The sequence below is a fragment of the Bacillus sp. AK25 genome (genome assembly GCF_048270685.1).
In the GTDB taxonomy this organism is placed as follows: Bacteria; Bacillota; Bacilli; order Bacillales; family Bacillaceae; genus Bacillus; species Bacillus altitudinis.
In genome coordinates, this window is record NZ_JBLUWC010000001.1 from 2,363,536 (window position 1) to 2,386,864 (window position 23,329).

Annotated in this window: 18 protein-coding genes, 1 other RNA gene and 1 other annotated feature; of the genes, 2 read left to right on the forward strand and 17 right to left on the reverse strand. The window is 42.6% G+C overall.

Features of this window, described 5'->3' with window-relative positions; genetic code table 11:
• Window positions 1-207: 207 nt before the first annotated feature.
• The 5 genes from ACNO7B_RS12325 to cymR all read right to left on the reverse strand — a co-directional run bounded on the left by ACNO7B_RS12325 (window position 208) and on the right by cymR (window position 6,120).
• Window positions 208-2,592 (reverse strand): ATP-dependent RecD-like DNA helicase, encoded by a 2,385-nt coding sequence (locus ACNO7B_RS12325; RefSeq protein ID WP_417901561.1) that lies wholly within the window; start codon window positions 2,590-2,592, stop codon window positions 208-210.
• 19 nt (window positions 2,593-2,611) lie between these two features.
• A complete protein-coding gene (locus ACNO7B_RS12330; RefSeq protein ID WP_057079262.1) occupies window positions 2,612-3,265 on the reverse strand; it encodes a tetratricopeptide repeat protein in 654 nt (217 codons plus the stop codon).
• A 61-nt stretch (window positions 3,266-3,326) separates the two neighbouring features.
• On the reverse strand, window positions 3,327-4,445 hold the full coding sequence (gene mnmA, locus ACNO7B_RS12335) for a tRNA 2-thiouridine(34) synthase MnmA (protein WP_008342709.1): 1,119 nt from the start codon (window positions 4,443-4,445) through the stop codon (window positions 3,327-3,329).
• A gap of 94 nt (window positions 4,446-4,539) precedes the next feature.
• On the reverse strand, window positions 4,540-5,682 hold the full coding sequence (locus ACNO7B_RS12340; protein WP_417901562.1) for a cysteine desulfurase family protein: 1,143 nt from the start codon (window positions 5,680-5,682) through the stop codon (window positions 4,540-4,542).
• Between the two features lie 18 nt (window positions 5,683-5,700).
• The gene (gene cymR / locus ACNO7B_RS12345; protein WP_008342713.1) at window positions 5,701-6,120 is read right to left on the reverse strand and encodes a cysteine metabolism transcriptional regulator CymR; all 420 of its coding nucleotides are present in this window, start codon (window positions 6,118-6,120) and stop codon (window positions 5,701-5,703) included.
• Between the two features lie 207 nt (window positions 6,121-6,327).
• Between cymR and ACNO7B_RS12350 the strand changes: the two genes are divergently transcribed.
• Entirely contained in the window at window positions 6,328-7,593 is a 1,266-nt protein-coding gene (locus tag ACNO7B_RS12350; RefSeq protein ID WP_417901563.1) for a replication-associated recombination protein A, read from the forward strand.
• A gap of 33 nt (window positions 7,594-7,626) precedes the next feature.
• On the opposite strand, the gene ACNO7B_RS12355 is transcribed toward ACNO7B_RS12350, so the two are convergent.
• The 5 genes from ACNO7B_RS12355 to ACNO7B_RS12375 form a co-directional block, all read right to left on the reverse strand.
• A complete protein-coding gene (locus ACNO7B_RS12355) occupies window positions 7,627-8,391 on the reverse strand; it encodes a ThiF family adenylyltransferase (protein ID WP_417901564.1) in 765 nt (254 codons plus the stop codon).
• A 92-nt stretch (window positions 8,392-8,483) separates the two neighbouring features.
• A non-coding RNA gene (ssrS, locus tag ACNO7B_RS12360) (6S RNA) lies at window positions 8,484-8,664 on the reverse strand.
• Between the two features lie 77 nt (window positions 8,665-8,741).
• Window positions 8,742-10,520 carry an aspartate--tRNA ligase gene (gene aspS / locus ACNO7B_RS12365; RefSeq protein ID WP_035391010.1) on the reverse strand — a complete coding sequence of 593 codons (1,779 nt, stop codon included), beginning with the start codon at window positions 10,518-10,520 and terminating at the stop codon, window positions 8,742-8,744.
• Window positions 10,521-10,538: 18 nt separating this feature from the next.
• Complete coding sequence (gene hisS / locus ACNO7B_RS12370; protein ID WP_017358112.1) at window positions 10,539-11,813, reverse strand: histidine--tRNA ligase; 1,275 nt, start codon at window positions 11,811-11,813, stop codon at window positions 10,539-10,541.
• Window positions 11,814-11,886: 73 nt separating this feature from the next.
• Window positions 11,887-12,126: a binding site (T-box leader), on the reverse strand.
• A gap of 58 nt (window positions 12,127-12,184) precedes the next feature.
• Window positions 12,185-12,355 carry a YrzK family protein gene (locus tag ACNO7B_RS12375; protein WP_003216250.1) on the reverse strand — a complete coding sequence of 57 codons (171 nt, stop codon included), beginning with the start codon at window positions 12,353-12,355 and terminating at the stop codon, window positions 12,185-12,187.
• Window positions 12,356-12,492: 137 nt separating this feature from the next.
• Here ACNO7B_RS12375 and ACNO7B_RS12380 point away from each other — a divergent pair, with 137 nt between their 5' ends.
• A complete protein-coding gene (locus tag ACNO7B_RS12380; RefSeq protein ID WP_417901565.1) occupies window positions 12,493-14,073 on the forward strand; it encodes an SH3 domain-containing protein in 1,581 nt (526 codons plus the stop codon).
• 93 nt (window positions 14,074-14,166) lie between these two features.
• Here ACNO7B_RS12380 and dtd read toward each other — a convergent pair whose 3' ends face one another.
• From dtd to secDF, 7 genes are all read right to left on the reverse strand, one after another.
• Entirely contained in the window at window positions 14,167-14,610 is a 444-nt protein-coding gene (gene dtd / locus ACNO7B_RS12385) for a D-aminoacyl-tRNA deacylase (RefSeq protein ID WP_008342725.1), read from the reverse strand.
• Between the two features lie 18 nt (window positions 14,611-14,628).
• Window positions 14,629-16,839 (reverse strand): RelA/SpoT family protein, encoded by a 2,211-nt coding sequence (locus ACNO7B_RS12390; protein ID WP_008342726.1) that lies wholly within the window; start codon window positions 16,837-16,839, stop codon window positions 14,629-14,631.
• Between the two features lie 142 nt (window positions 16,840-16,981).
• On the reverse strand, window positions 16,982-17,494 hold the full coding sequence (locus ACNO7B_RS12395) for an adenine phosphoribosyltransferase (RefSeq protein ID WP_008342729.1): 513 nt from the start codon (window positions 17,492-17,494) through the stop codon (window positions 16,982-16,984).
• Between the two features lie 23 nt (window positions 17,495-17,517).
• The gene (gene recJ, locus ACNO7B_RS12400) at window positions 17,518-19,851 is read right to left on the reverse strand and encodes a single-stranded-DNA-specific exonuclease RecJ (RefSeq protein ID WP_268449462.1); all 2,334 of its coding nucleotides are present in this window, start codon (window positions 19,849-19,851) and stop codon (window positions 17,518-17,520) included.
• An 81-nt stretch (window positions 19,852-19,932) separates the two neighbouring features.
• Window positions 19,933-20,289, reverse strand: a complete 357-nt coding sequence (locus ACNO7B_RS12405; protein ID WP_025207709.1) for a LapA family protein — start codon at window positions 20,287-20,289, stop codon at window positions 19,933-19,935.
• A 99-nt stretch (window positions 20,290-20,388) separates the two neighbouring features.
• Window positions 20,389-20,877, reverse strand: a complete 489-nt coding sequence (locus ACNO7B_RS12410; RefSeq protein WP_008342734.1) for a cation:proton antiporter regulatory subunit — start codon at window positions 20,875-20,877, stop codon at window positions 20,389-20,391.
• Between the two features lie 200 nt (window positions 20,878-21,077).
• Window positions 21,078-23,306 carry a protein translocase subunit SecDF gene (gene secDF, locus ACNO7B_RS12415; RefSeq protein ID WP_268448729.1) on the reverse strand — a complete coding sequence of 743 codons (2,229 nt, stop codon included), beginning with the start codon at window positions 23,304-23,306 and terminating at the stop codon, window positions 21,078-21,080.
• Window positions 23,307-23,329: the final 23 nt, after the last annotated feature.

Genomic DNA, 23,329 nt, shown 5'->3' on the forward strand with positions numbered 1-23,329 from the left:
TGAAGGAAGCCATCAGCGTGTAGACAAACCCTCGCATTCTTTGTCAGTCCTGCGTGCTGGTGCACACGAATGTCAAATTCGTTCCGCGCCAGTACTCGTCCTTCCTAGACTGCAAAGGTTTTCTTTCACGCTGAAAAAAACAAAGGGCTAAAATCAAGTTCATTTTAGCCCTTTGTTTAACAATATGATGGCTTCCATGGAAGCCATTTACTCTTGCATAAAATCAAACGGGGTGATTCCCTCCATGCCGATATTGGCATCGTGTACGCTGAAAGGAAGTTCTTTTTGGAGGGCTGCTAGCTCAGCGTCCATGATTTCTCCCGTTTCAGTAAGACGCATGGTTAAAGACGTTTGTCTGAGGGAGTCTTCATTATTTTTCACGCCCCACTCTAATGCTGATTCCTCGCCGCACAAAATTAAAAACTTTTTACTTCGTGTAATGGCCGTGTAGAGCAAATTTCTTCGAAGCATTCGATAATAACTTCTCACGACTGGCAGCACCACGATTGGGAATTCACTGCCCTGGGATTTATGAATCGAGCAACAATAAGCGTGTGTAAATTGATGAAAATCTTTTTTCGTAAACGTGATTTCATTTCCATCAAAGGAGATGACCGCCATATCTTCTTTTTCCGTGTTTTCTTTCGCATAAAAGATCGAGACAATTTCGCCAATATCTCCATTAAAAATGTTATTCTCGGGCTGATTGACAAGCTGAAGTACCTTATCACCTGTCCGGTAGACGACATCACCAAAAGGAATTTCTCTTCCTTTTGGCTTTTTAGGATTCAAAATTTGCTGAAGCATTTTATTCAGTTCATTAATGCCTGCTTTTCCTTTATACATCGGGGCAAGTACTTGAATGTCCTTTGCTGAATAACCCTTTTGAGCAGCATTGCTGACCACTTTCTCGATGACTTCTTTCATTTGGTCACTAGAGCATTGAATAAAGGATCGATCCTTCGAGCGTGCAGTAATATCCTTTGGCAAAACACCATTTTTCATATCATGCGCAAGCTCAACAATTGTTGAACCATCTGCCTGCCGGTAAATATCAGTTAGTGTAACTGCCGGTATAGCTTGTGACGCAAGCAGGTCTCTTAACACTTGACCAGGTCCGACAGATGGAAGTTGATGTTCGTCTCCAACCATAATGACTTGAATATGATCTGGGATCGCCTTAAACAAATGGTTCGCCAGCCAAATATCCAGCATACTCGATTCATCAATGATGACAAGCTTTCCTTCAATCGGCTGGTCTTCATCATGTGAGAAGCCTTCTGATCCATTCCAGCCTAGCAGCCGGTGAATGGTCACAGCAGGCAGTCCAGTGGATTCTGTCATTCGTTTCGCAGCACGTCCTGTTGGTGCGGCAAGCACGAACGGAAATGCTTCATCCTTTTTATAATCACCCGGGTCAAGAGATACGCCGTGAAGATCGCTGTAAAGCTCGACAATCCCTTTAATGACCGTCGTTTTCCCTGTACCCGGTCCGCCTGTTAAAAGCAGCATTGGAGACATGAGTGCCTTTTGAATGGCTTCTTTTTGGGTTGGTGCATACTGGACACCAAGCCGTTCCTCCAGTTCACCGAGTGCGAGCAGAAATTCTGATTCAGGAAATTGATCTGCATATTCCGTTTGAGCGACAATTTTTTGAATGCGTTTTGCAACACTTTGTTCCGCATAAAAGAGCGACGGATGATAACAGCGATCATCTTCAATGATCATGTCTTTCCCTTCACCAAGGGCAATGATCTGATTGGCAACGTCCATTTCAGTCACTTTGTAGTCATTGCCGGTTTGATTCAGCAATTTACGGGTTTCGATGATCAGATCTTTCGTTTGTATGTACGTATGACCGTCTTGCAGGCTTGCTGTCTCAACGGTATACAAAAGGGCTGCACGAATGCGTTCTGGATCATTTCCAGATATCCCTGTTCTAGCGCCAAGTTCATCTGCTTTAATAAATCCAATCCCCTCGACGTCTTTGACGAGCTGATAAGGATTTTCTTCAATTTTCTGCAACGTTTCACTCTCGTACGCTTGGTAAATCTTCATACTAAGCTGAGGACCAAAGCCATATTGATTCAGGCTGATCATGATTTGCTCAAGCCCTTGATGCTCCTGAAGTGCGGCAGCCAGCTTATCTGCCTTCTTTTTTGACAGGCGAGGGACGTCATACAAAACAGACGGATCACGCATAATTTGATGAAGCGTCTGATTGCCAAGCTTGCCGACGATTTCTTCCGCCGTCTTTTTTCCAATCCCTTCAAACAAGTCACTAGAGAGATAATGAATGATGCCTTGCTTTGTTGTAGGGACTTCCTTTTGAAAATGAGTGGCTTGAAACTGCTCGCCAAACTTCGGATGACTTGTGACCTTGCCATAGAAGGTGTAGGTTTCCTCCTCATGAAGCGCTGGGAAGTAGCCTGTGACAGATGCTGTTTTTTCCTCTAAATTCTCTGATGTTTCAATGACTTTTACTTTTAACACCGAGTATAAATTACTTTCGTTATGGAAAATAACGGCTTGAACCGTCCCTTTTAAAAACGGTTCGTCTTCAAGCTTCATTTGATCTGGATGTTCCTGCACAGGTCTTCCCTCCTTCCGGTTATTCTGCCTCTTGAATCAGCTTTTGCGCATGCAATGCAAGCATATGATCAGGCTGCACCTCAATGGCTTTTCCTAGCATTTCAAGCGCTTCGTCCTTTTTCTCTAAATACGCATACGCAACGCCTGCATTATAAAAGGCGTCTGCATGCTGCGGATCTCGCGTAATCACTTCAGTAAAGACTGCGACAGCTTCTTCCAGCAGATGTTCATTCGCTAAGCACATGCCAAATTGAAATCTTGCTTCGTTATCTTCTTCGTTTAGCTCAACTGCACGCTGAAGATAAGGCATCGCAAGCTTTGGCTGTTCTAATTTCATCAGTGTCTGCCCTAACATATAAAACAAATCACTGTTTTCCATTCCAGCTTGTAGTGCTTGCTCAAAATAGTCTTTCGCTTTCATAAAGTCTTCTTTCATCGTATAGACATTTCCTGCTCCGTAATAGGCTGCAGCTGCTGTATGATCAAGTTCAATGGCTTTTTGAAAGAAGTTCAATGCACGTTCAAATTCATGAACACTTGAAAGTAAATTCGCAAAGTTAATATATGGAACCGGGTCCTTTGGGCTTTCTTCAATGGCTTTCGTAAAAGCTTCAGCTGCCTGTTCGATGTTCCCCTGATTTAAAGCTTCAATACCGATTTCGTTATGATTCATTCGCTCTCTTCATCCTTTCATTAAAAAACCTCAACAGCGACGTTGAGGTTTTTAACACATGTTACACATACGATAGCTTTTGGCCATCTTTAAAGACATCGTCAATGGTCCCGCCGCCAAGACATTCTTCGCCATCATAAAAAACAACAGCTTGTCCTGGAGTGACAGCACGAACGGGTTCATCAAAGATCACCATTGCTTCCTGCTCACCTGTCATTTTGACTTTTACATGATGGTCTTCTTGACGGTATCGGAATTTCGCTGTGCATGTGAGTTCACCGTTTTCACCGACAATATGAGGACGAGTCCAGCTGATGTTAACAGCTGAAATACTTTCAGAGTATAAAAGCGGATTGTGGAAGCCTTGTTCAACAAATAAGATATTTTTCTCTAAGTCCTTCCCAACAACAAACCACGGATCACCGCTTCCGCCAATGCCAAGTCCTTGGCGTTGACCGATCGTGTAATACATGAGTCCATCATGTTCACCTTTTACTTCTCCGTCCATTGTCTGCATCACACCGGGCTGTGCAGGCAAATATTGGCTAAGGAACGTTTTAAAGTTTCTTTCCCCTATAAAGCAGATGCCCGTAGAATCTTTTTTCGTTGCTGTTGCGAGCTCTGCTTCTTTCGCTAATTCACGCACTCTTTTTTTCTCTAAATCGCCGATTGGGAACAACACTTTATCAAGTTGTTCTTGAGTCAGCTGATTCAAGAAATAAGTTTGGTCTTTGTTTGTATCAAGACCTCTTAGCATTTTCACTTCATCGCCGGTTCTGTCGACACGGGCATAGTGGCCTGTTGCCAAATAATCCGCTCCAAGCGACAATGCATGCTCAAGAAATGCTTTGAACTTAATTTCTTTATTACACATGACATCTGGATTCGGCGTTCTACCTGCTTTATATTCATCAAGAAAATATTGAAACACTTTGTCCCAATACTGTTTCTCGAAATTTACTGCATAATATGGGATTCCAATCTGGTTACAAACACGAATGACATCCTCATAGTCCTCCGTTGCTGTACATACACCATTTTCATCTGTGTCATCCCAGTTTTTCATAAATATGCCGATCACATCATAGCCTTGCTCCTTTAACATGAGCGCAGCAACTGATGAATCGACGCCTCCGGACATGCCGACCACAACTCTTGTGTCTTCAGGTCTTTTTGTCATCTTCATCAACTCCAATTTCAATGAAACAACGTGCGCGTTTCGTTCTTCAGGTGCCTGCTGTTTCATTTTTCACACACGAACAAAAGGGGAGCATTTATTTGGCTAGGCGTTTGACGACAGCCGCTATCTTATGCGCCGCCTGCTTCACATGTTCCTCTTCATTTCCAAGACCGAAGCTAATTCTGACTGAGGATGTCAGTTCTTTTGCTTCTTCACCATACATGGCGCTTAATACGTGCGAAGGAAGGACAGATCCAGCCGTACATGCTGACCCGCTTGAAACAGCAATCCCTTCCATATCTAAGTTCACAAGTAACGATTCAATAGAAACGCCCGGGAAGTGGACATTTAAAATATGCGGCAATGTCTCTTTCGGATGTCCATTGATAGAGAAATTGAGTGATTCCTCTTCGAATACTTGCAGCATCGCTTCTTTGAGCTTACCATAATGCACTGCTTTTTCTCTTCTATTTTGCTTTGTTAATTGAACTGCTTCTGCAAGTCCAATGATTCCCGCCACATTTTCAGTGCCAGCACGGCGTTTTCTCTCTTGTTCTCCTCCGAATAGCTGCGGAGAAAGTTTTACACGCTCATTGACGTATAAAAAGCCTGTTCCCATCGGGCCATTTAGTTTATGACCGGACGCAGATAAGAGGTCGATATGAAGTTCTGTGACATCAATTGATATTGTCCCAAATGCCTGTACAGCGTCTGTATGAAAATGAGCAGCGTGATCATGCAAAAGTTGACCAATTTCTTTGATTGGCTGGATCACACCCGTTTCATTATTGCCGTACATGATGGTCACAAGAATTGTATCGTCTCTTAATGCTTGTTTTAATTGATCAAGATGAATCATTCCAGTGTGATCCACATCTAAATACGTCACATCAAAACCAAGCTGCTCTAAGCGTTCGCATGTATGCAGCACTGCATGATGCTCAGTTTTTGTTGTGATGATATGTTTTCCTTCATGCTGCCTTGCCATTGCCACACCTGTAATGGCCAAGTTGTCTGCCTCTGTTCCACCGCTTGTGAGGATGATCTCCTGTTGCTTACAGTGTAATTCTCCTGCAATGACTTCCCTTGCTTCATCGAGCCACTTTCTTGCCTCGCGCCCATATGAATGAATACTAGAGGGATTGCCAAATATCTCTGTAAAGTATGGCATCATCTTGTCCACAATTCGCTGATCCATCGGCGTTGTGGCTGCATGATCTAAATAGATACGTTCCATTTCCGGTACACCTCTGATCTAAATATAGAACATATACGCCTCTTGATCCTCATCATCTTTATAGCTTGCTAAGTCTTCAAGAGTTGTATTGTCTAGTACGTCTTTTACTGCATCACGAATACGAATCCAAAGTGCACGCTTTGCTGGCTCTTCGTTTTCGATCACTTCAACAGGACTAATAGGTCCTTCTAATACACGAATAATATCACCGGCTGTAATCTCGTTTGGCTCATGGGCAAGCACATAGCCGCCATACGCTCCTCGGATACTTTTCACAAGACGTGCATTGCGAAGTGGTGATACAAGCTGCTCTAAATAATGCTCAGACAAATCATTGTTTTGAGCGATTGATTTTAATGATGTAGGGCCTTCGCCATGTTTTTTGGCTAATTCGATCATGATCGTCAGACCATATCTGCCTTTAGTAGAAATTTTCAAGTTAAACACCTCTGCGTTTTCTATTTCTATGTCATCAATTATTTTTCTGATTTCATATACGCTTATATAGACCAAAAGCAATTATATCATACTTTTAGCCAACTTTCATTTGCGGGTTCTGAGCTCAAAACGAGGACGCATCCCTTTTCTATTTGAAGAAATTTCGGTACTCTATACAAACAAGACATTGCTTTAGGAGAGATAATCATGAAACCTTTAGCGTATCGGATGCGCCCAAGTCATATTGGAGACATTATTGGGCAGGAGCATCTCGTTGGAGAAGGTCAAATTATTAGACGAATGGTCGAGGCAAAACATTTGTCCTCGATGATTTTATACGGACCGCCGGGAATCGGCAAAACATCGATTGCAACTGCAATCGCTGGCAGTACAAGCATTGCCTTCCGTACATTGAATGCGGTGATTCATAACAAAAAAGATATGGAAGCTGTCGCCGCTGAAGCGAAAATGAGTGGTCAGGTCATCTTGATTTTAGACGAAGTTCACAGACTCGATAAAGGGAAGCAGGATTTCCTTCTTCCGTATTTAGAAAATGGCATGATCATTTTAATTGGCGCGACAACAGCTAATCCGTATCATGCGATTAACCCAGCCATCCGCAGCCGGACACAAATATTTGAGCTGAAGCCGCTGGAAACAGAGCAAATTAAAACTGCATTATCTCGGGCTTTACAGGATGAACATCGCGGGCTTGGCGGTTATTCGGTCAAAGTTGATGAGGAGGCAATGAATCATTTTGCAAATGGATGCGGAGGAGATGTGCGTTCCGCTTTAAATGCGCTTGAACTAGCCGTCTTATCGACAAAAGCGGATGATTCTGGACAGATCACGATCACTCTAGCTGCAGCAGAAGAATGTTTACAAAAAAAGAGCTTCTCGCATGATAAAAACGGTGATGCCCATTATGATGTCCTCTCGGCTTTTCAAAAATCCATTAGAGGGTCTGACGCAGATGCTGCGCTTCATTACCTTGCAAGACTCATTGAAGCGGGAGACCTTGAAAGCATTTCGAGACGATTACTTGTGATGGCTTATGAAGATATTGGCCTAGCCAGTCCGCAGGCAGGTCCACGTGTGTTAAGCGCTGTTCAAACAGCTGAGAGAGTTGGTTTTCCAGAAGCACGAATTCCACTCGCTAATGCCGTGATTGAACTGTGTCTTTCTCCAAAGTCAAACTCCGCTTACCAAGCGATTGATGCGGCACTGCATGATATTCGCACGGGGAAAATTGGTGAAGTTCCTGTTCATTTAAAAGATGCCCACTATAAAGGAGCAGCAGCACTTGGAAGGGGCGCCGATTACTTATATCCGCACGATTATGAAAATGGCTGGGTGAAGCAGCAATATTTACCTGACCCGCTGAAAAACAAGCAATATTATTTACCGAAGCAAACCGGGAAATTTGAAGGTGCATTGAAACAGGTCTATGAGAATTTAAAACGCCAGAAATAAAAAAAGCCCCCTGCATATTAGCAGGCGGGCTGTTTATTTATCTTTCACACGTGTAATCGGAATATCTTTTAACAGTTTCATAATGACATGACCACCCATGATCAGTCCAGCCACAGATGGAACAAACGCATTGGATGATGGCGGCATTTGTGCCTTACGAATTTTCGCTTCATCATTTCCAACTTCTTTTCTCACATCTTCACGAATGACAATCGGACTTTCATCAGAGAAAATAACTTCAATTCCCTTACGAATGCCTTCCTTCCGCAGGCGTGTTCTGACGACTTTCGCAATTGGGTCTGTATGTGTTTTCGAGATGTCATCAATTTTAAAACGTGTCGGATCTGTTTTATTTGCAGCACCCATACTCGAAATAATGTTCACATCGCGTTTCAGGCACTCTTTCATTAAATGAATTTTATAATGAATTGTATCTGATGCATCAATGACATAATCAAGTGGATACTCAAAGAATTGTTCATATGTTTCTTCTGTATAGAACATTTTGAGCGCAACAACTTCACATTCTGGGTTGATGTCAGCAATTCTTGACTGCATTAAGTCAACTTTAGGCTGACCAACCGTTGATAGCAAAGCTGGCAGCTGCCTATTTACATTTGTAATATCAATATCATCTTTATCAACAAGAACAATACGGCCAACACCTGAACGAGCAAGGGCTTCTACTGCAAAAGAACCTACGCCGCCTACTCCAAGCACTGCAACTGTACTGCTTTTTAATATATTTAAGCCTTCCTTGCCAATGGCAAGCTCGTTTCTTGAAAACTGATGTAACAAGTGCCTCACTCCACCTTTATTTAAAATGAATCGAAAGAATCATATCATATTCAGCGTTCTCCGTCATCCTTCTCAAATAGAAAAAAACACAAAAAAGTCCCGATCACGCCGCCAGCTTTTCCTTCGTTTTGAACCCCGCACCATGCAGGTGGGTGCTTTCTTCCTCACTTTATAAGTCCTCAGAAGAGGCATTTATGCAGAAAGGAAAGGCAAGCTCCCGTAGAAAAAAATGTTCGGTCAAAACTAGGTAACCACCGTACGTATCAGGACTTTATTTATTAGTTGATGAAAGCATATCATAGGCATGTCCCTTTTTCAAGCGTTTACATGCCTATAAACATGCGCCTATTTTACTGTTTTACTTTTGTTTTAATAGCCAAACTCAGTTCATCTAGCTGCGCTGTGCTTACAGTGCCAGGAGCATCTGTGAGAACACAGCTTGCACTTGCCGTTTTCGGGAACGCAATGGTATCTCTTAGGTTAGATCGGCCGGCAAGCAGCATCACTAAGCGGTCAAGTCCAAGCGCAATTCCGCCGTGCGGAGGCACACCATGCTCAAATGCATCAAGAAGGAAGCCGAACTGATCGTACGCTTCTTCTTTAGAAAAGCCAAGTAAACCAAACATTTTCTCTTGAATGTCCTTTTCAAAAATACGAATAGAACCTCCGCCAAGCTCATAGCCGTTCAGCACAAGATCATACGCTTGAGCTTTCATATCTTCTGGACTTGTTTCAATTAATTCAAGATCATCCCGAACTGGCATTGTGAAAGGATGGTGGGCAGCATAGAAGCGGCCTTCTTCTTCATCTTTTTCAAGCAGCGGCCAGTCGACAACCCATAAGAAATTGAAGACAGACTCATCGATGAGTTTAAGCTCTTTGCCAAGTTTTAAACGAAGTGCGCCAAGCGCATCATGGACAACAGACGTCTTATCTGCAACAAAGAGTAAAAGGTCGCCTTCTTCCACTTGAAGCTGTTCTTTTAATTCTGCTTGTTTTGACTCATCAAAGAATTTAGCGATTGGTCCTTTTAACTCTGTCCCTTCAGCTTTTAGCCAAGCAAGACCTTTTGCACCATAGTTCGCTGCAAATGCACCAAGTGCATCGATGTCTTTTCTTGAGTAGTTTGCTGCAGCCCCTTTGACATTAATGGCTTTGACAGCTCCGCCATTGTTTACAGCACCGCTGAAGACTTTGAAATCTGAGTCTTTTACCGTGTCTGAAATGTTGACAAGCTTCATGTCAAATCGGGTATCTGGCTTGTCAGAACCATAGGAATTCATCGCTTCATCGTACGTCATACGAGGTAATGGCAATGTCAGGTCAACGCCTTTGACATCTTTCATCACCTTTGCCATCATCTCTTCAGCAAGCGTCATGATGTCTTCTTGGCTCATAAAGGACATTTCAATATCGACTTGTGTAAATTCCGGCTGACGGTCAGCACGCAAGTCTTCATCTCTAAAGCAGCGAGCGATTTGATAGTAGCGGTCCATCCCAGACACCATAAGCAATTGTTTAAATAATTGCGGAGACTGCGGCAGCGCATAGAATTCTCCTTCGTGTACACGGCTTGGCACAAGATAGTCACGTGCACCTTCTGGCGTACTTTTTGTTAAAATTGGCGTTTCAATGTCTAGAAATCCGTGATCATCTAAGAAATGGCGGAATGCTTTTGTGACTTCATGTCGCATTTTCATCGTTTCAAACATCGCAGGGCGGCGAAGATCTAGGTAGCGGTATTTTAAGCGCACATCTTCTGATACCTCATCTGCTTGATCAGAAATCACAAATGGAGGCGTCTTGGCTTCATTTAAAACAGTGACTGTGTCGACTTGAATTTCAATTTTGCCTGTTTTTAAATTTGGGTTGATCGTGGCTTCTTCTCTTGCGACCACTGTCCCTTTAATATCAAGGACATATTCATTCCGAATCGATTCTGCTGTCTCAAGCGCCTCTTTTGATTGGTCTGGATGAAAGACAACTTGCACAATGCCTGTACGATCACGCAGGTCAATAAAGATTAATCCGCCAAGGTCACGACGTTTTTGTACCCATCCTTTTAATACAACGGTTTGACCGATTTGGTCTTCTGTTACTTCTCCACAATAAAAAGTTCTACCAAACACAAACATTCCACTCCTTCTTTACGCTTTCTGGTGGGCTTTCATCATTTGAATCAGCTCATCAAGCTTCACTTCAATTTGTTCACCCGTTGTCGTATCTTTTACGTTTACAATTTGCTGCGCCAGCTCATCTTCACCAAGAACTGCAATAAACTTGGCTTTCGAGCGGTCTGCGGCTTTAAATTGTGCTTTTAGCTTTTTCCCTGTATAGTCCATTTCACTTGAAATGCCTTCTTTTCTTAAGCGATTCAATAAGCCAACAGCATAATCTTTTGCTTGATCTCCTAATGCCGCAATGTATAAATCAATGCCGTCTTGAACAGGAAGCTCAATCTTCTCTGCATCAATCGCTGATAGGAAACGTTCAATACTCATCGCAAAGCCGATACCTGGTGATTCAGGACCGCCAATTCCTTCAACAAGTCCATCATAACGGCCGCCGCCGGCTAATGTTGTGATCGCGCCAAAGCCTTCTGCATTACTCATAATCTCAAAGGCAGTGTGATTGTAATAATCAAGACCGCGCACTAAGTTCGGATCGACGACATATTCAATGCCTAGATCGGTTAAGTATTGTTTTACTTTTTCAAAATAAGTCCGTGATTCTTCATTTAAGTAATCTTGAATGGATGGTGCCGTTGCCATCAGTTCGTGGTCGCGGTCCTTTTTACAATCAAGAATACGCAATGGATTTTGATGCAAACGAATTTGGCAGTCATGACAGAATTCATCAATTCTTGGTTCAAAGTGCTCGACAAGTGCTTGACGGTAATCTGCACGGCTTTCTTTGTCACCAAGGCTGTTAATGACGAGTTTTAAGTTGGAAAGACCCGCTTTCTCATACACACTCATCGCTAATGAAATGACCTCTGCATCAATGGCAGGATCTTTTGAACCGATCGCTTCAATTCCGAATTGATAAAATTGACGATATCTTCCCGTTTGCGGACGCTCATAGCGGAACATCGGTCCAATGTAGTACAGCTTTGTAGGCTGTGCAGGCTGTGCAAACAGTTTATTTTCAACATAAGAACGGACAGTTGAAGCTGTTCCTTCTGGGCGAAGTGTGATGCTACGTCCTTTTTTGTCTTCAAATGTGTACATCTCTTTTTGAACGATATCTGTTGACTCGCCTACTCCTCGTGCAAACAGTTCCGTATGCTCAAAAATCGGTGTGCGGATCTCTTTGTATTGAAAGGCTGCACATGTATCTCTCGCAATTTGTTCAACATACTGCCAGCGTTCTGATTCTCCCGGTAAAATATCCTGTGTGCCTCTTGGAATATTAAAACTCATTTTTCGTCCTCCTACGACCATCATTCATTTTTTATGTGGACATATAAAAAACCCCCGCCTCTACTATGTGTATAGTAGGGACGAGAGTTATACCCGTGGTGCCACCCTAGTTGGAACATGATCTAGCCATGTTCCCGCTCAAATCCTTAACGCAGATTCACGTTCTCCGCCTAATGACTCATTTTTTGAGTGTTCAGCAGGAAACCTACAGAGTGTTCTTTCGTGATAAATGCCATGCGGATTCGCTTTCAGCCTAAGGCGATTCCTCTCTGCTCACGCAATTTACCCTACTATTCTCTATCATCAGTTCCACATTTTAAATTTTCAAGTGTGTTGATTTATATTATAATAAGGTCGGTGCTGCCACTCTGTCAACCCTTGCCGTGTCTCTTTTTCTTTTCCAGCTCTTCTTTTGACGTGCATCCGTATTCAGATGCTGTTTCTTCAAGGAAGCCTGGTTGATCCATTTCGTCGTGCTGCCAGCGATCGATATCACGATGTCCATTATATTGCACTCGTCCTAATTTTCTGCTTAATCTCATGTTTGTACATCCTTTTATCACATTTTTATCTAGTATAAACAGATTGATTCATTTTTATTAGGGAATCTGCAAGGAATTCATCCATTACATAACGAATTAACATTCATCGGTTTTACAAGGGAGGGGAAAACACCGTTTTGAATCTGAAAACACACCATCACATGATGTTGCTACTCACCTGTGTTGTCCTCATTGCCAGCACTTGGCCAATGACACATGCGACGGCTCAAACAGATCAAGCTGTCGTTGCAACAGATGAAATCAATGTGCGAACCGGACCTGGTTTAAGCTACGGGATCGCAGCAGTTGTGAAACGAGGAGAAAGCTACCCGATTCTCACTGAACAAGGAGAATGGGTACAGATCGGGCTATCGAACGGACAAAAAGGCTGGGTCGTCTCATGGCTGATTACCAAGTCATCTGATGCACAAAAGCCTGCTAAGCAAAAGACGCAAGGTCAAAGTACGCAAGGAAGCAGTTCGATTACGTCAACAGCCTCCGACCTTCGCATTCGGACAGGCCCAGGGACTTCCTATCAAGTCATTGGCACTTTTCCGCAGGGCGCTTCCGCTAAAAAGCTGGACACAAGCGGCGAATGGACAAAAATATCGTACAAACAAGCGGAAGGCTGGGTCCACTCTGATTATATTTCTGGCGGACAAAACGCTTCTTCATCCAGTTCAGCTGAGCCCGCTCGTTCTAAACAGTCCGGCACAGTTGGCGTATCAAGCTTGAATGTTCGAAAATCGGCGGCACCAAATGCACAAGTGGCCGCTTCACTTTCCCGTAACACTCAAGTCACCATTTTACGGGAGCAAAATGGCTGGTATGAAATCGAAGCAAAAGGCGTTAAAGGCTGGGTTGCAAGTTATTATATTGTCTCAAGCCAAGGAGCAAGTTCAGCACCTGAAAAGAATTCTTCCTCTTCGTCATCTCATCAGAAAGCGTACATCGTTTATGATGGAACGAATATTAGAAAAAGCGCTTCTACCTCTGCTGGTATTGCAGAAAGAGCATCAAAAGGAGCTGCTTATCAAATTGTTCGTACGCAAGGTGACTGGTACGAGGTGACATTATCAAACGGCGGAACAGGCTACGTGGCGAGCTGGGTCGTTCAAACAAAGAAAAATAGCAGCGAAGCACCAAGACCTCAGCAGGATTCATCGTCTGGCACTGGATCTTTAAAAGGCAAAACAATTGTGCTTGATCCTGGTCATGGCGGAAAAGACAGCGGCACGATCGGCGCAGACGGTGCATTTGAAAAGAATATCACGATCAAAACCGCTCATTTGCTGGCGGGTAAGTTAAGAGCTTCTGGAGCAAATGTCTATTTAACAAGAAGTGATGATACATTCATCAGCCTTCAATCGAGGGTTGCCACTTCACATTACCGAAATGCAGATGCATTTATTAGTCTTCATTATGATAGCTTTATGGACCCAAGTATCAGAGGGAGCACCGCATATTATTATCAGGCATCCAAAGATCAACGTCTGGCGACAAGCGTTCATACTGAAGTCGCAAAACGATCACAGATCCCTGATAAAGGAGTCAAATTTGGAGATTATTTTGTTTTAAGAGAAAACAAACGCCCTTCCCTTTTATATGAACTCGGCTATTTAAGCAATCCTCAAGAAGAAGCGATCATTTATAGCGCCTCTTACCAAGAACGAGTGACAGAAGGAATGACAGAAGGATTAAAACAATATTTCCGATAGAAAAAAGAGGCCGCTGCGCCTCTTTTTTGATACCAAAAGAAAAAGACTCTAAACAAACTCTCAGCAAGAGTTTATCTACAGTCTAATGTCTTTCTATTCTTTGCTGTCCATCAACATGGTGACAGGCCCCGAATTGGTCAATGAGACGTCCATCATCGCCCCAAAACGTCCAGTTTCAACATGGATGCCTTTTTCTCTAAGCGTTTCATTGAAGCATTCGTAAAGTGAATTCGCTACATCCGGTTTGGCAGCTTTCATAAAGTTCGGCCGTCTGCCTTTTCTCGTATCACCATAAAGGGTAAATTGAGACACAGACAGTACACTTCCTTTTACATCTAACAAAGAATGATTCATTTTCCCGTTTTCATCTTCAAAAATACGCAAGTGTGCGAGCTTTTCAGCTAAGTAATGCACATCTTCTTCTGTGTCTTCATGTGTAACCCCAACGAGCACCATATAGCCTTCATTGATGGCACCTGTGATCTCTTCTTCTACTTTCACAGATGCACTCGTCACACGCTGAACAACAAGCCTCATAGACGATATACTTCCTTTCTAATTCATAAATCGGCGAACAGAGTAAATGTCTTTGATTTGTTTAATGCGTTCTACCACTTTGTGCAAATGGTTAATATTTTGGATAAAGATCGCCATATGGATCGTCGCCACTTTGTTACGATCAGACTTACCAGAAACCGACGAGATGTTCGTTTTGGTTTCGTTGACTGCTTGAAGCACCTCATTAAGTAAGCCGCGTCTGTCATATCCTAATATTTCAATTTCCACATTGTATTCTTTACGGTTTCGAGCAGGCTGTTCATGCTCCCACTCAACCGGGATTAACCGTTCCTGCGCTTCTCCTGTCTTCACGTTCGGACAGTCATCACGGTGAACAGATACGCCACGGCCTTTTGTAATAAAGCCAACAATGCTATCACCAGGAACAGGATTACAACACTTAGATAAACGGACAAGCAAGTTATCAATGCCTTTCACTCGCACGCCAGCTTCCCGTTTTTTCCCGTGATATGGTTTTGACTCTACAGACACTTCTTGAACGGTTTTCTCTTGTTCTTCCTGATCTCTTTGTTTTCTTTCTTTTTCCGTTAAACGATTCGCCACTTGGAGTGCCGTAATTCCGTTATAACCGACAGCTGCATACATGTCCTCTTCATTTGAGAAATTAAATTTATCGGCCACTTTTTGCAGATTTTCAGCGGTCAAGATGTCTTTAACATCGAACTCAAGGTTTTTGATTTCTTTCTCCACAAGTTCTCGGCCTTTTTCAACATTTTCTTCACGGCGCTGTTTCTTGAAAAACTGTCTGATCTTGTGCTTCGCTTGGGAGGTTTGGGCAAGTTTGACCCAATCCTGACTTGGTCCATAGCTATGCTTAGATGTCAGAATTTCAATAATGTCACCTGTTTTTAGCTTATGATCAAGTGTGACCATTTTACCGTTGACCTTGGCTCCGATTGTTTTATTCCCAATTTCCGAATGAATCCGGTATGAGAAATCAATTGGTACGGAACCAGACGGCAGCTCGATGACGTCACCTTTTGGTGTAAATACAAACACCATATCAGAGAAGAGATCGATTTTTAACGATTCCATAAATTCTTCCGCATCTGTGGATTCATTTTGGAATTCAAGGATTTCTCTAAACCAAGACAGCTTCTTCTGGAAAACGGCTTCTTCCGTCGATTCTGCTGACTCTTTGCCTTCTTTATACGCCCAGTGTGCCGCAATTCCGTATTCCGCAATTTCGTGCATTTCCACTGTACGAATCTGAACTTCAAGCGGGTCCCCTTTTGGACCAATCACCGTTGTATGAAGAGACTGATACATGTTCGGCTTTGGCATCGCAATATAATCCTTAAATCTGCCTGGCATCGGCTTCCAGCATGTATGAATAATACCAAGTACCGCATAGCAGTCTTTAATGCTGTCAACCAAAATACGTACAGCCAGCAAATCATATATTTCATTAAATTGCTTATTTTGCATGACCATTTTTCGATAAATACTATAAATATGTTTCGGTCTGCCGGAGAATTCAGCCTTAATGTTCACCTCAGACACGCGGTCTTTTACTTCATTGACAACCTCGTCCAAGTATTCCTCTCGTTCCGCTCGTTTACGCTTCATGAGATTCACAATCCGGTAGTATTGCTGCGGATTTAAATAGCGGAGGGCTGTATCTTCAAGCTCCCACTTAATCTTTGAAATCCCTAATCTGTGCGCAAGCGGTGCAAAGATCTCAAGGGTTTCATTTGAAATTCTTCGCTGCTTTTCCTGCGGAAGGTGTTTGAGTGTTCTCATATTGTGAAGACGGTCTGCCAGCTTAATTAAGATGACGCGAATATCCTGCGCCATTGCAACAAACATTTTACGATGGTTTTCAGCCTGTTGTTCTTCTTGTGATTTATATTTAATCTTTCCGAGCTTTGTCACACCATCAACAAGCATGGCTACTTCTTCGTTAAAATGCTCTTTTAAATCTTCTAATGTCACATCCGTGTCTTCGACAACATCATGCAAGAAGCCGCCAGCAATGGTCGAAGGGTCCATTTCAAGATCAACAAGAATTCCCGCCACTTGAATAGGATGGATAATATAGGGCTCACCGGATTTCCGGTATTGCTCCTTGTGAGCATTTTCAGCATATTCGTATGCACGCTCTATAAATTGAATATGTTCAGCGGACAGGTATTCTCTTGCCTTATCAATGACCTGCTGCGCCGTTAAAACTTGTTCGTTCGCCATGGAATCACCTTTTTAAATGAAAACTGTATTGTAGTTTATTATCAAGAAAAATTCGATAGATGTAAAGAGAAGAAGTCCGCTAAAAGATTTTTGATAGGAAAAAAGCACCCTTCTTACTGAGTGCTTTTTGCGTAAAACTCCATTAGTATTGCATTAACGTCAAGATGTCGTAACCGTCAAGCTTCTTTCTGCCATCAAGATACGTCAGCTCAATTAAAAATGCAATCCCTGCCACAACGCCGCCTAATTCCTCAACCAGCTTGATGGATGCTTCAATCGTTCCACCTGTCGCAAGCAAATCATCTGTGATCAGTACACGCTGACCAGGACGAATTGCATCTTTATGAATCGTTAATACATCTTTACCGTATTCCAAACCGTAATCGACTTTGATGACTTCACGAGGAAGCTTTCCTTCTTTACGAACTGGGGCAAAACCTACACCAAGTGCGTATGCTACAGGGCAGCCAATAATGAATCCACGCGCTTCAGGTCCAACAATGAGATCAATATCTCTTTCCTTCGCGTATTCAACGATTTGATCCGTTGCATAACGGTACACTTCGCCTTTATCCATTAACGTTGTAATATCTTTAAATTGTACACCTTCCTTTGGGTAGTCAGGTACAACTGTCACATATTGTTTTAAATCCATCTTTTCCTTTTCCTCCTCGTACGTCAAAGCACAGGTGAGACTTCGCTCATCATGCTATTCAGCCATTCCTTCAGCTCTTTGGCTGAGGAATATGTTAGTGTTTGATCGAGTTCCATCAATCGTTGTTTTGCTGTATAAGACGATGATGCGGTTAAATCTTTTTTAGGGGCATCACGCACTATTGACAGCACACCATTCTCTATTTTAACAAAACCGAGTTCAAAAAACACCTTTGTCATAAAAATGATTGTATCTTTTGTCCAACCTCTATGTTTGGCAAGCTCCATGCCTTGTTCTTTAATAGGAAAACTTCCCCGTTTGAACAAGAACCCATAAAACCATTTGAATTGATCACGGCTCGGGAATGAGGACATAAAGTGATCTTCTTTCCGCTGAAACACCGTATAAATTCTTGCTGGTTGTTGATTTTCTAAAAGCAGCTTGAGCAAGTGTTCATCTGCAGGAACATCGGCAAAGATCACATACTTTTCCTGCACATCAAACGTGGATACATTTTCTGCATCAATAAGGTGAATCGGAATATCCACCAGCTCCGATTGCTTTTTTGTTTCTTCGTCAAAACAGAAGACCATCGTTTTTGCTGGATCAAGTGTTAATACTTTCTTTTCCCAATCTTTTTTCCCGCGTAAATCAAACAACTGCCATTCATCGACTCTAGCGTCTTTTAGCATGAGCTGAGGTTTCTTTCGGTTATTCCATTCATTAATCGAGACCTCACCAACGACAGAAATTAGACTCCCTGGGACAAGTTCTTCTTTTAGCTTGCCTTGGTGAAAACCGACACAGTCGAGCAGCTTGTCTTCGTCTTTTAGTGACATTTTAATGTGATTTTGATTGGCCCCGATCGTTCGGATGTCTTCAAGCTGGGCGTCTTCAATCATAATGAACGGCTTAGGATTCTGCATGCCAAACGGGGACAGCAGCCCCACTTCTTCAATGGCTTGCACCGTCATTTCGTCCACTTTACATACTGCATCGACCCGTTGAATTGGAATAAAATCTTCTTCAGTCAACGTTTCATTTGCATATTGATTCAATCTTTCCCTAAGTAAAGGAACATCATCCGCTTGAAGTGTCATTCCCGCTGCCATCGGGTGTCCACCGAAATGCGGCAGGATGTCACGGCACTTGCTCAAATGGAAAAATAAATCAAAGCCAGGAATACTTCGGGCTGACCCTTTCGCCATCTGCGTTTCTTCATCTATTCCAAGCACAATCGCCGGACGAGAAAATGTATCCGTCAATTTTGAGGCAACAATGCCGACAACGCCTGGATTCCAGCCAGCTTTTGCTACGACGATAGCAGACTGGTCAGCGCCTGTCTCTTCGACCATTTGAATGGCTTCTTCCGTGATCGTACTCACAATTTTCTGCCGTTCTTTGTTCAATTCTTGTACAAAACGAGCGAGTTCTTCTGCTTCATCCATATCCTCAGTCATGAGAAGATGAACAGCCGGATCTGCCTGCTCAATTCGTCCAACAGCATTCAGCCTTGGCGCAATTTGAAAGCCGACCGTTTCCTCATTTGCTTCTTCAAGAGTGGCGCCTGCTTCTTTTAATAACGCTTTTAACCCAGGCCGTCTAGATTGACGAAGCTGCATTAGGCCTTTTTTTGCAAGCCATCTATTTTCATCATGCAACGGGACAAGATCCGCAATTGTACCGATTGCAGCAAGATCTAATAATTCTACTGGGAGTTTACCAAGGAGTGCATGTGCCACTTTAAACGCAACACCTACACCCGCCAGTTCTTTAAACGGATACTTACACCCAGGCTGCTTAGGATGTACAATCGCAAGTGCCTCAGGCAATTCCTCGCTTGGTTCATGGTGATCTGTGATGATCAGGTCTAATCCTATTTTTTTTGCAATACGTGCTTCATTTACAGCAGCGATCCCTGTATCCACGGTGATAACAAGCGATGCTCCTTGCTCTTTGATATATCGGAAAGCCTGTTCGTTTGGCCCATATCCTTCTTTAAATCGATCTGGAATGTAAAAGTCTACCTTCGCAGATCGTTCTTTAAGTGTATGTAAAAGTACAGACGTACTTGTCACACCATCTGCATCATAATCTCCGAAGATCACAATCGATTCCTGCTCTTCGATCGCTTTGTTGATGCGCTCTACTGCTTCTTTCATTCCTTTTAATAAGAATGGATCATGAAATTCGGCTTTTTGATCAAATAAAAAAGACCTCGCTTCTTCTACTTCTTCGAGCCCTCTTTGTACAAGAAGTGATGCAGTCAGCGCTGAAATATTCAGATTTTCAGAGAGTGATTTCACTTTTTCTTCGCTAGGATGTTCATATTCCCAACGCATTTTGGATAATAACATAAATTCACCCCTCAACCACACTATTATACTAGAGTGGACTGAGGGGTTTCAATTTTTATTTTATGAAATTGTACTGGAAGATTATTTTTCCTTCCGGTCAAAAGACGCTGGCTGTTCTTTTAAAGGTGTGACATTCGTTTTCTTTTGAACGTCTTTGTCTACCTTTTTTGGAGAAGCAGTAGGGGCAGTCACAGTGGCTGCACGTTCAGCTTTTAATGCTTTTAATTCACGTTTCAGTTTCACAATTTGGAAAATCCCCGCAAAAGCCACAATGAGTCCGCCCATCAGAACAGAACCGATAATGACAAGGATAAGCGGCCATTCAGCCGTTCCAAATAAGTAGTCTACCTGTACAGGCCGCACGTTAATAACAGCAAATACTGAGACAATTAATACGAAAATAAATGCGAGTATGATGGTCCATTGTTGTTTATTCATCTACAAATCCCCCAAGCTTTTTCTTTTATTCTTCCCTCTTTCTTGTCCTTTTTAAACACCGAAAGAACATGGCGGAAGGTTTTCTATCAGCATGGGCGCTTAGCTGCTGAGTTTTTCTTTAATGAGGCTCTTTAATTCTTTTCTTTCTCCAGAGATGACAAGGGTGTCTCCTTCTTCAATCACCGTATCTGGTCCTGGATTTAAAATTTTCTCATGTGATTTTCTCACAATGGCGATGACTGTTACTTGATAGTTTTGGCGAACACTCAGGTCACCGATCGTCTGGTTAACAGCCGGTGCGTTCTTTTCAATCTTAAACCATTCAATGATGAGTTCATCAATGGCCACCTCCACTGTCTCAAGCGCTTTTGGTTTATAGACCATGCCGCCTAAAATAGCCGAGATTTGTCTTGCTTCTTCATCGCTAAGCAAGATACCAGAAATACATTCTTCGTGATCATCTTCTTGAAAATGATACATCTCTCTTCTGCCGTCATCATGTGTGATAATGGCAAGTTTCTCATTATTTCTTGTGATCATTTCGGCTTTGTGACCGATACCTGGCAGTTCAGTTTCCCGAACCTTCATAACAGCCCCTCCAATAAATAAAAGCCAAATGCCCCAAACGGACACTTGCTTTCTATACTGATCTAAACGTATGTCATTATAGCAAAAGACCATTTCAAGATCAATGAAACCCGAAATGTTTTTACATATCATCTTATTGTTGTGACGATGACAAGTATGATGCATGAAAAAAAGACTGCCAAGCTGGCAGTCTTTCTTGTTTAAATATCTTGTTCTGTGTCGATTTTAGCCGGTTTTTTCAGCTCACGACCTTTCCATATCAGCCAAATTTGTGCCGCAATGTAAAGGGATGAATACACCCCTGTTAATAGGCCGACAAGTAAGGCGATGGAGAAGTTTGTAATAGATGCTGAACCGAAAATGAGAAGTGCAATCACCACTACAAGTACGGTAAGCACAGTGTTCACAGAACGCGTAAAGGTTTGCTGTAAACTTAAATTCACAATGTACGATAAATCTTCGATCGTTTTCGGTTTGCGTTTCTTCATTTGCTCACGCACCCTGTCGAAGGTGACAATCGTGTCATTGATTGAGTACCCGATGACCGTGAGTATCGCTGCAATGAAGGTGACATCCACCTCTAAGCGCGTAATACTAAAGAAGGCAACGATAAAGAATGCATCGTAAAGCAGAGAGACAATGGCTGCAATCGCCATTTTATACTCAAATCGGACGGATACATATAAGATAATCCCGATAGAAGCAATGATGACAGCGTATAATGCGTTACGCGCAAGCTCTTTTCCAACCGTCGGAGACACTGTACTTACGTTAGGCTCCGTTCCATATTTATCTTTGAAGTAATCTTTCACTTCAGCGATTTTTTCTTTATTCGGAACACCGACAAATCGAGCTGCTGCTTGATTTTCTTTTTGCCCCGATAACACAACACTGTCTGTCTCAAGGTCTAGCTTTTTAAAATCTTGCTCCACCTGTTCTGTTGACAGTTTATGGTCACTTTGAATATCAACTCTAGTACCACTTGCAAAGTCAATACCTGCATTGAGCTTGAAGATCGACAGCACAATGATTCCAGCAATGGTAATGGCTGCCGAGAAAATCATAAAGCCTTTACGTTTGCTGACGAAATCCCATTTATCAAATGGTGTTTTCGGTTCAGTATTTTCTGTTGTTTCATGAATATCGATGATGTCTTTCTGACGAACACCAAACCAGCCTTTTCTGCGGTCGAAATAACGGCTTTCTACAAGTAATCCAAGAAGGAATCTTGATAGGAAGACAGCCGTGATAAAGCTTGTCAAAATCGATAGGATAAGCATGGTTGCAAACCCTTTGACAGAGCTTGTTCCAAAGAAGAATAGAACCCCGCCGGCAATAATACTTGTTAAGTTTGCATCAAAGATCGTGGCAAATGATCTGCGGTTACCCGATCTGAAAGCAGAACGGACAGATTTACCGAGCTTGAGCTCTTCTTTAATCCGCTCATACGTAATAATGTTGGCATCGACGGCCATCCCTACCCCAAGAATCAATGCAGCGATTCCAGGCAGTGTCATGACGGCGCCCATCCAGTCAAAGACTTGCAGTGTGATAAAAATATAAGCTGACAGTGTAATGACAGCAACAAGACCTGGTAATCGGTAATAAAACAGCATGAATAAGAAGATAAATGCGATTCCTACAATTCCTGCGAAGACTGTTTCGTTTAGTGCTTGCTCACCAAACTGTGCACTCACAGATGTTGAATATTTTTCGGTTAATTTTACTGGCAATGCGCCGGCATTTAAAATGCTCGCAAGGTCTTTTGCCTCTTGAACCGTAAAGTTTCCTTCGATTTGTACATCACTGCTGTTAATTTCTTGGTTTACATTCGGCGCAGATACATACTTATGATTTGATTTAGAGACTTCTTTTTTGAAGGAATCTCCCTTATGATAATCAAGCCAAATGACAAGCTGATTGTTTGGTGCCATCGCTGCTACTTTTTTTGTCACGTCACCAAACTTTTTCGCATCCTTTAGTTTGACCGTCACGATCGGCTCATTCGTTTGATTGAATGTTTGTTTTGCACCATTTTCAACAAGATCAGATCCGTTTAGAAGCTCTTTGTCATTCGTATCTCTGAAGGAAAGCTGTGCTTCAGTCGATAGAATCTCCCGTGCTCTGTTTTGATCTTTTACGCCCGCAAGCTGTACGCGGATACGGTTGTTTCCTTCAATCGAAATGTTCGGCTCACTGACCCCAAGCACGTTGGCTCTTCGGTTTAAAGCCTCTACTGTACTGACGAGAACACCATTTGTGATCTTGTCTTCTTTTTTCACTGGGTGTACATCATACAGAACTTCAAATCCACCCTGTAAGTCCAGCCCTAGCGTCATATCTTTCGCAACGGGCTTCGTTAATAAGCCCACACCAGTTCCGATTAACAGAACCACTAAGAAAAACGCAAGTATGCGCCCTTTTTTCATTATGTATTTCCTCCTTAAACACC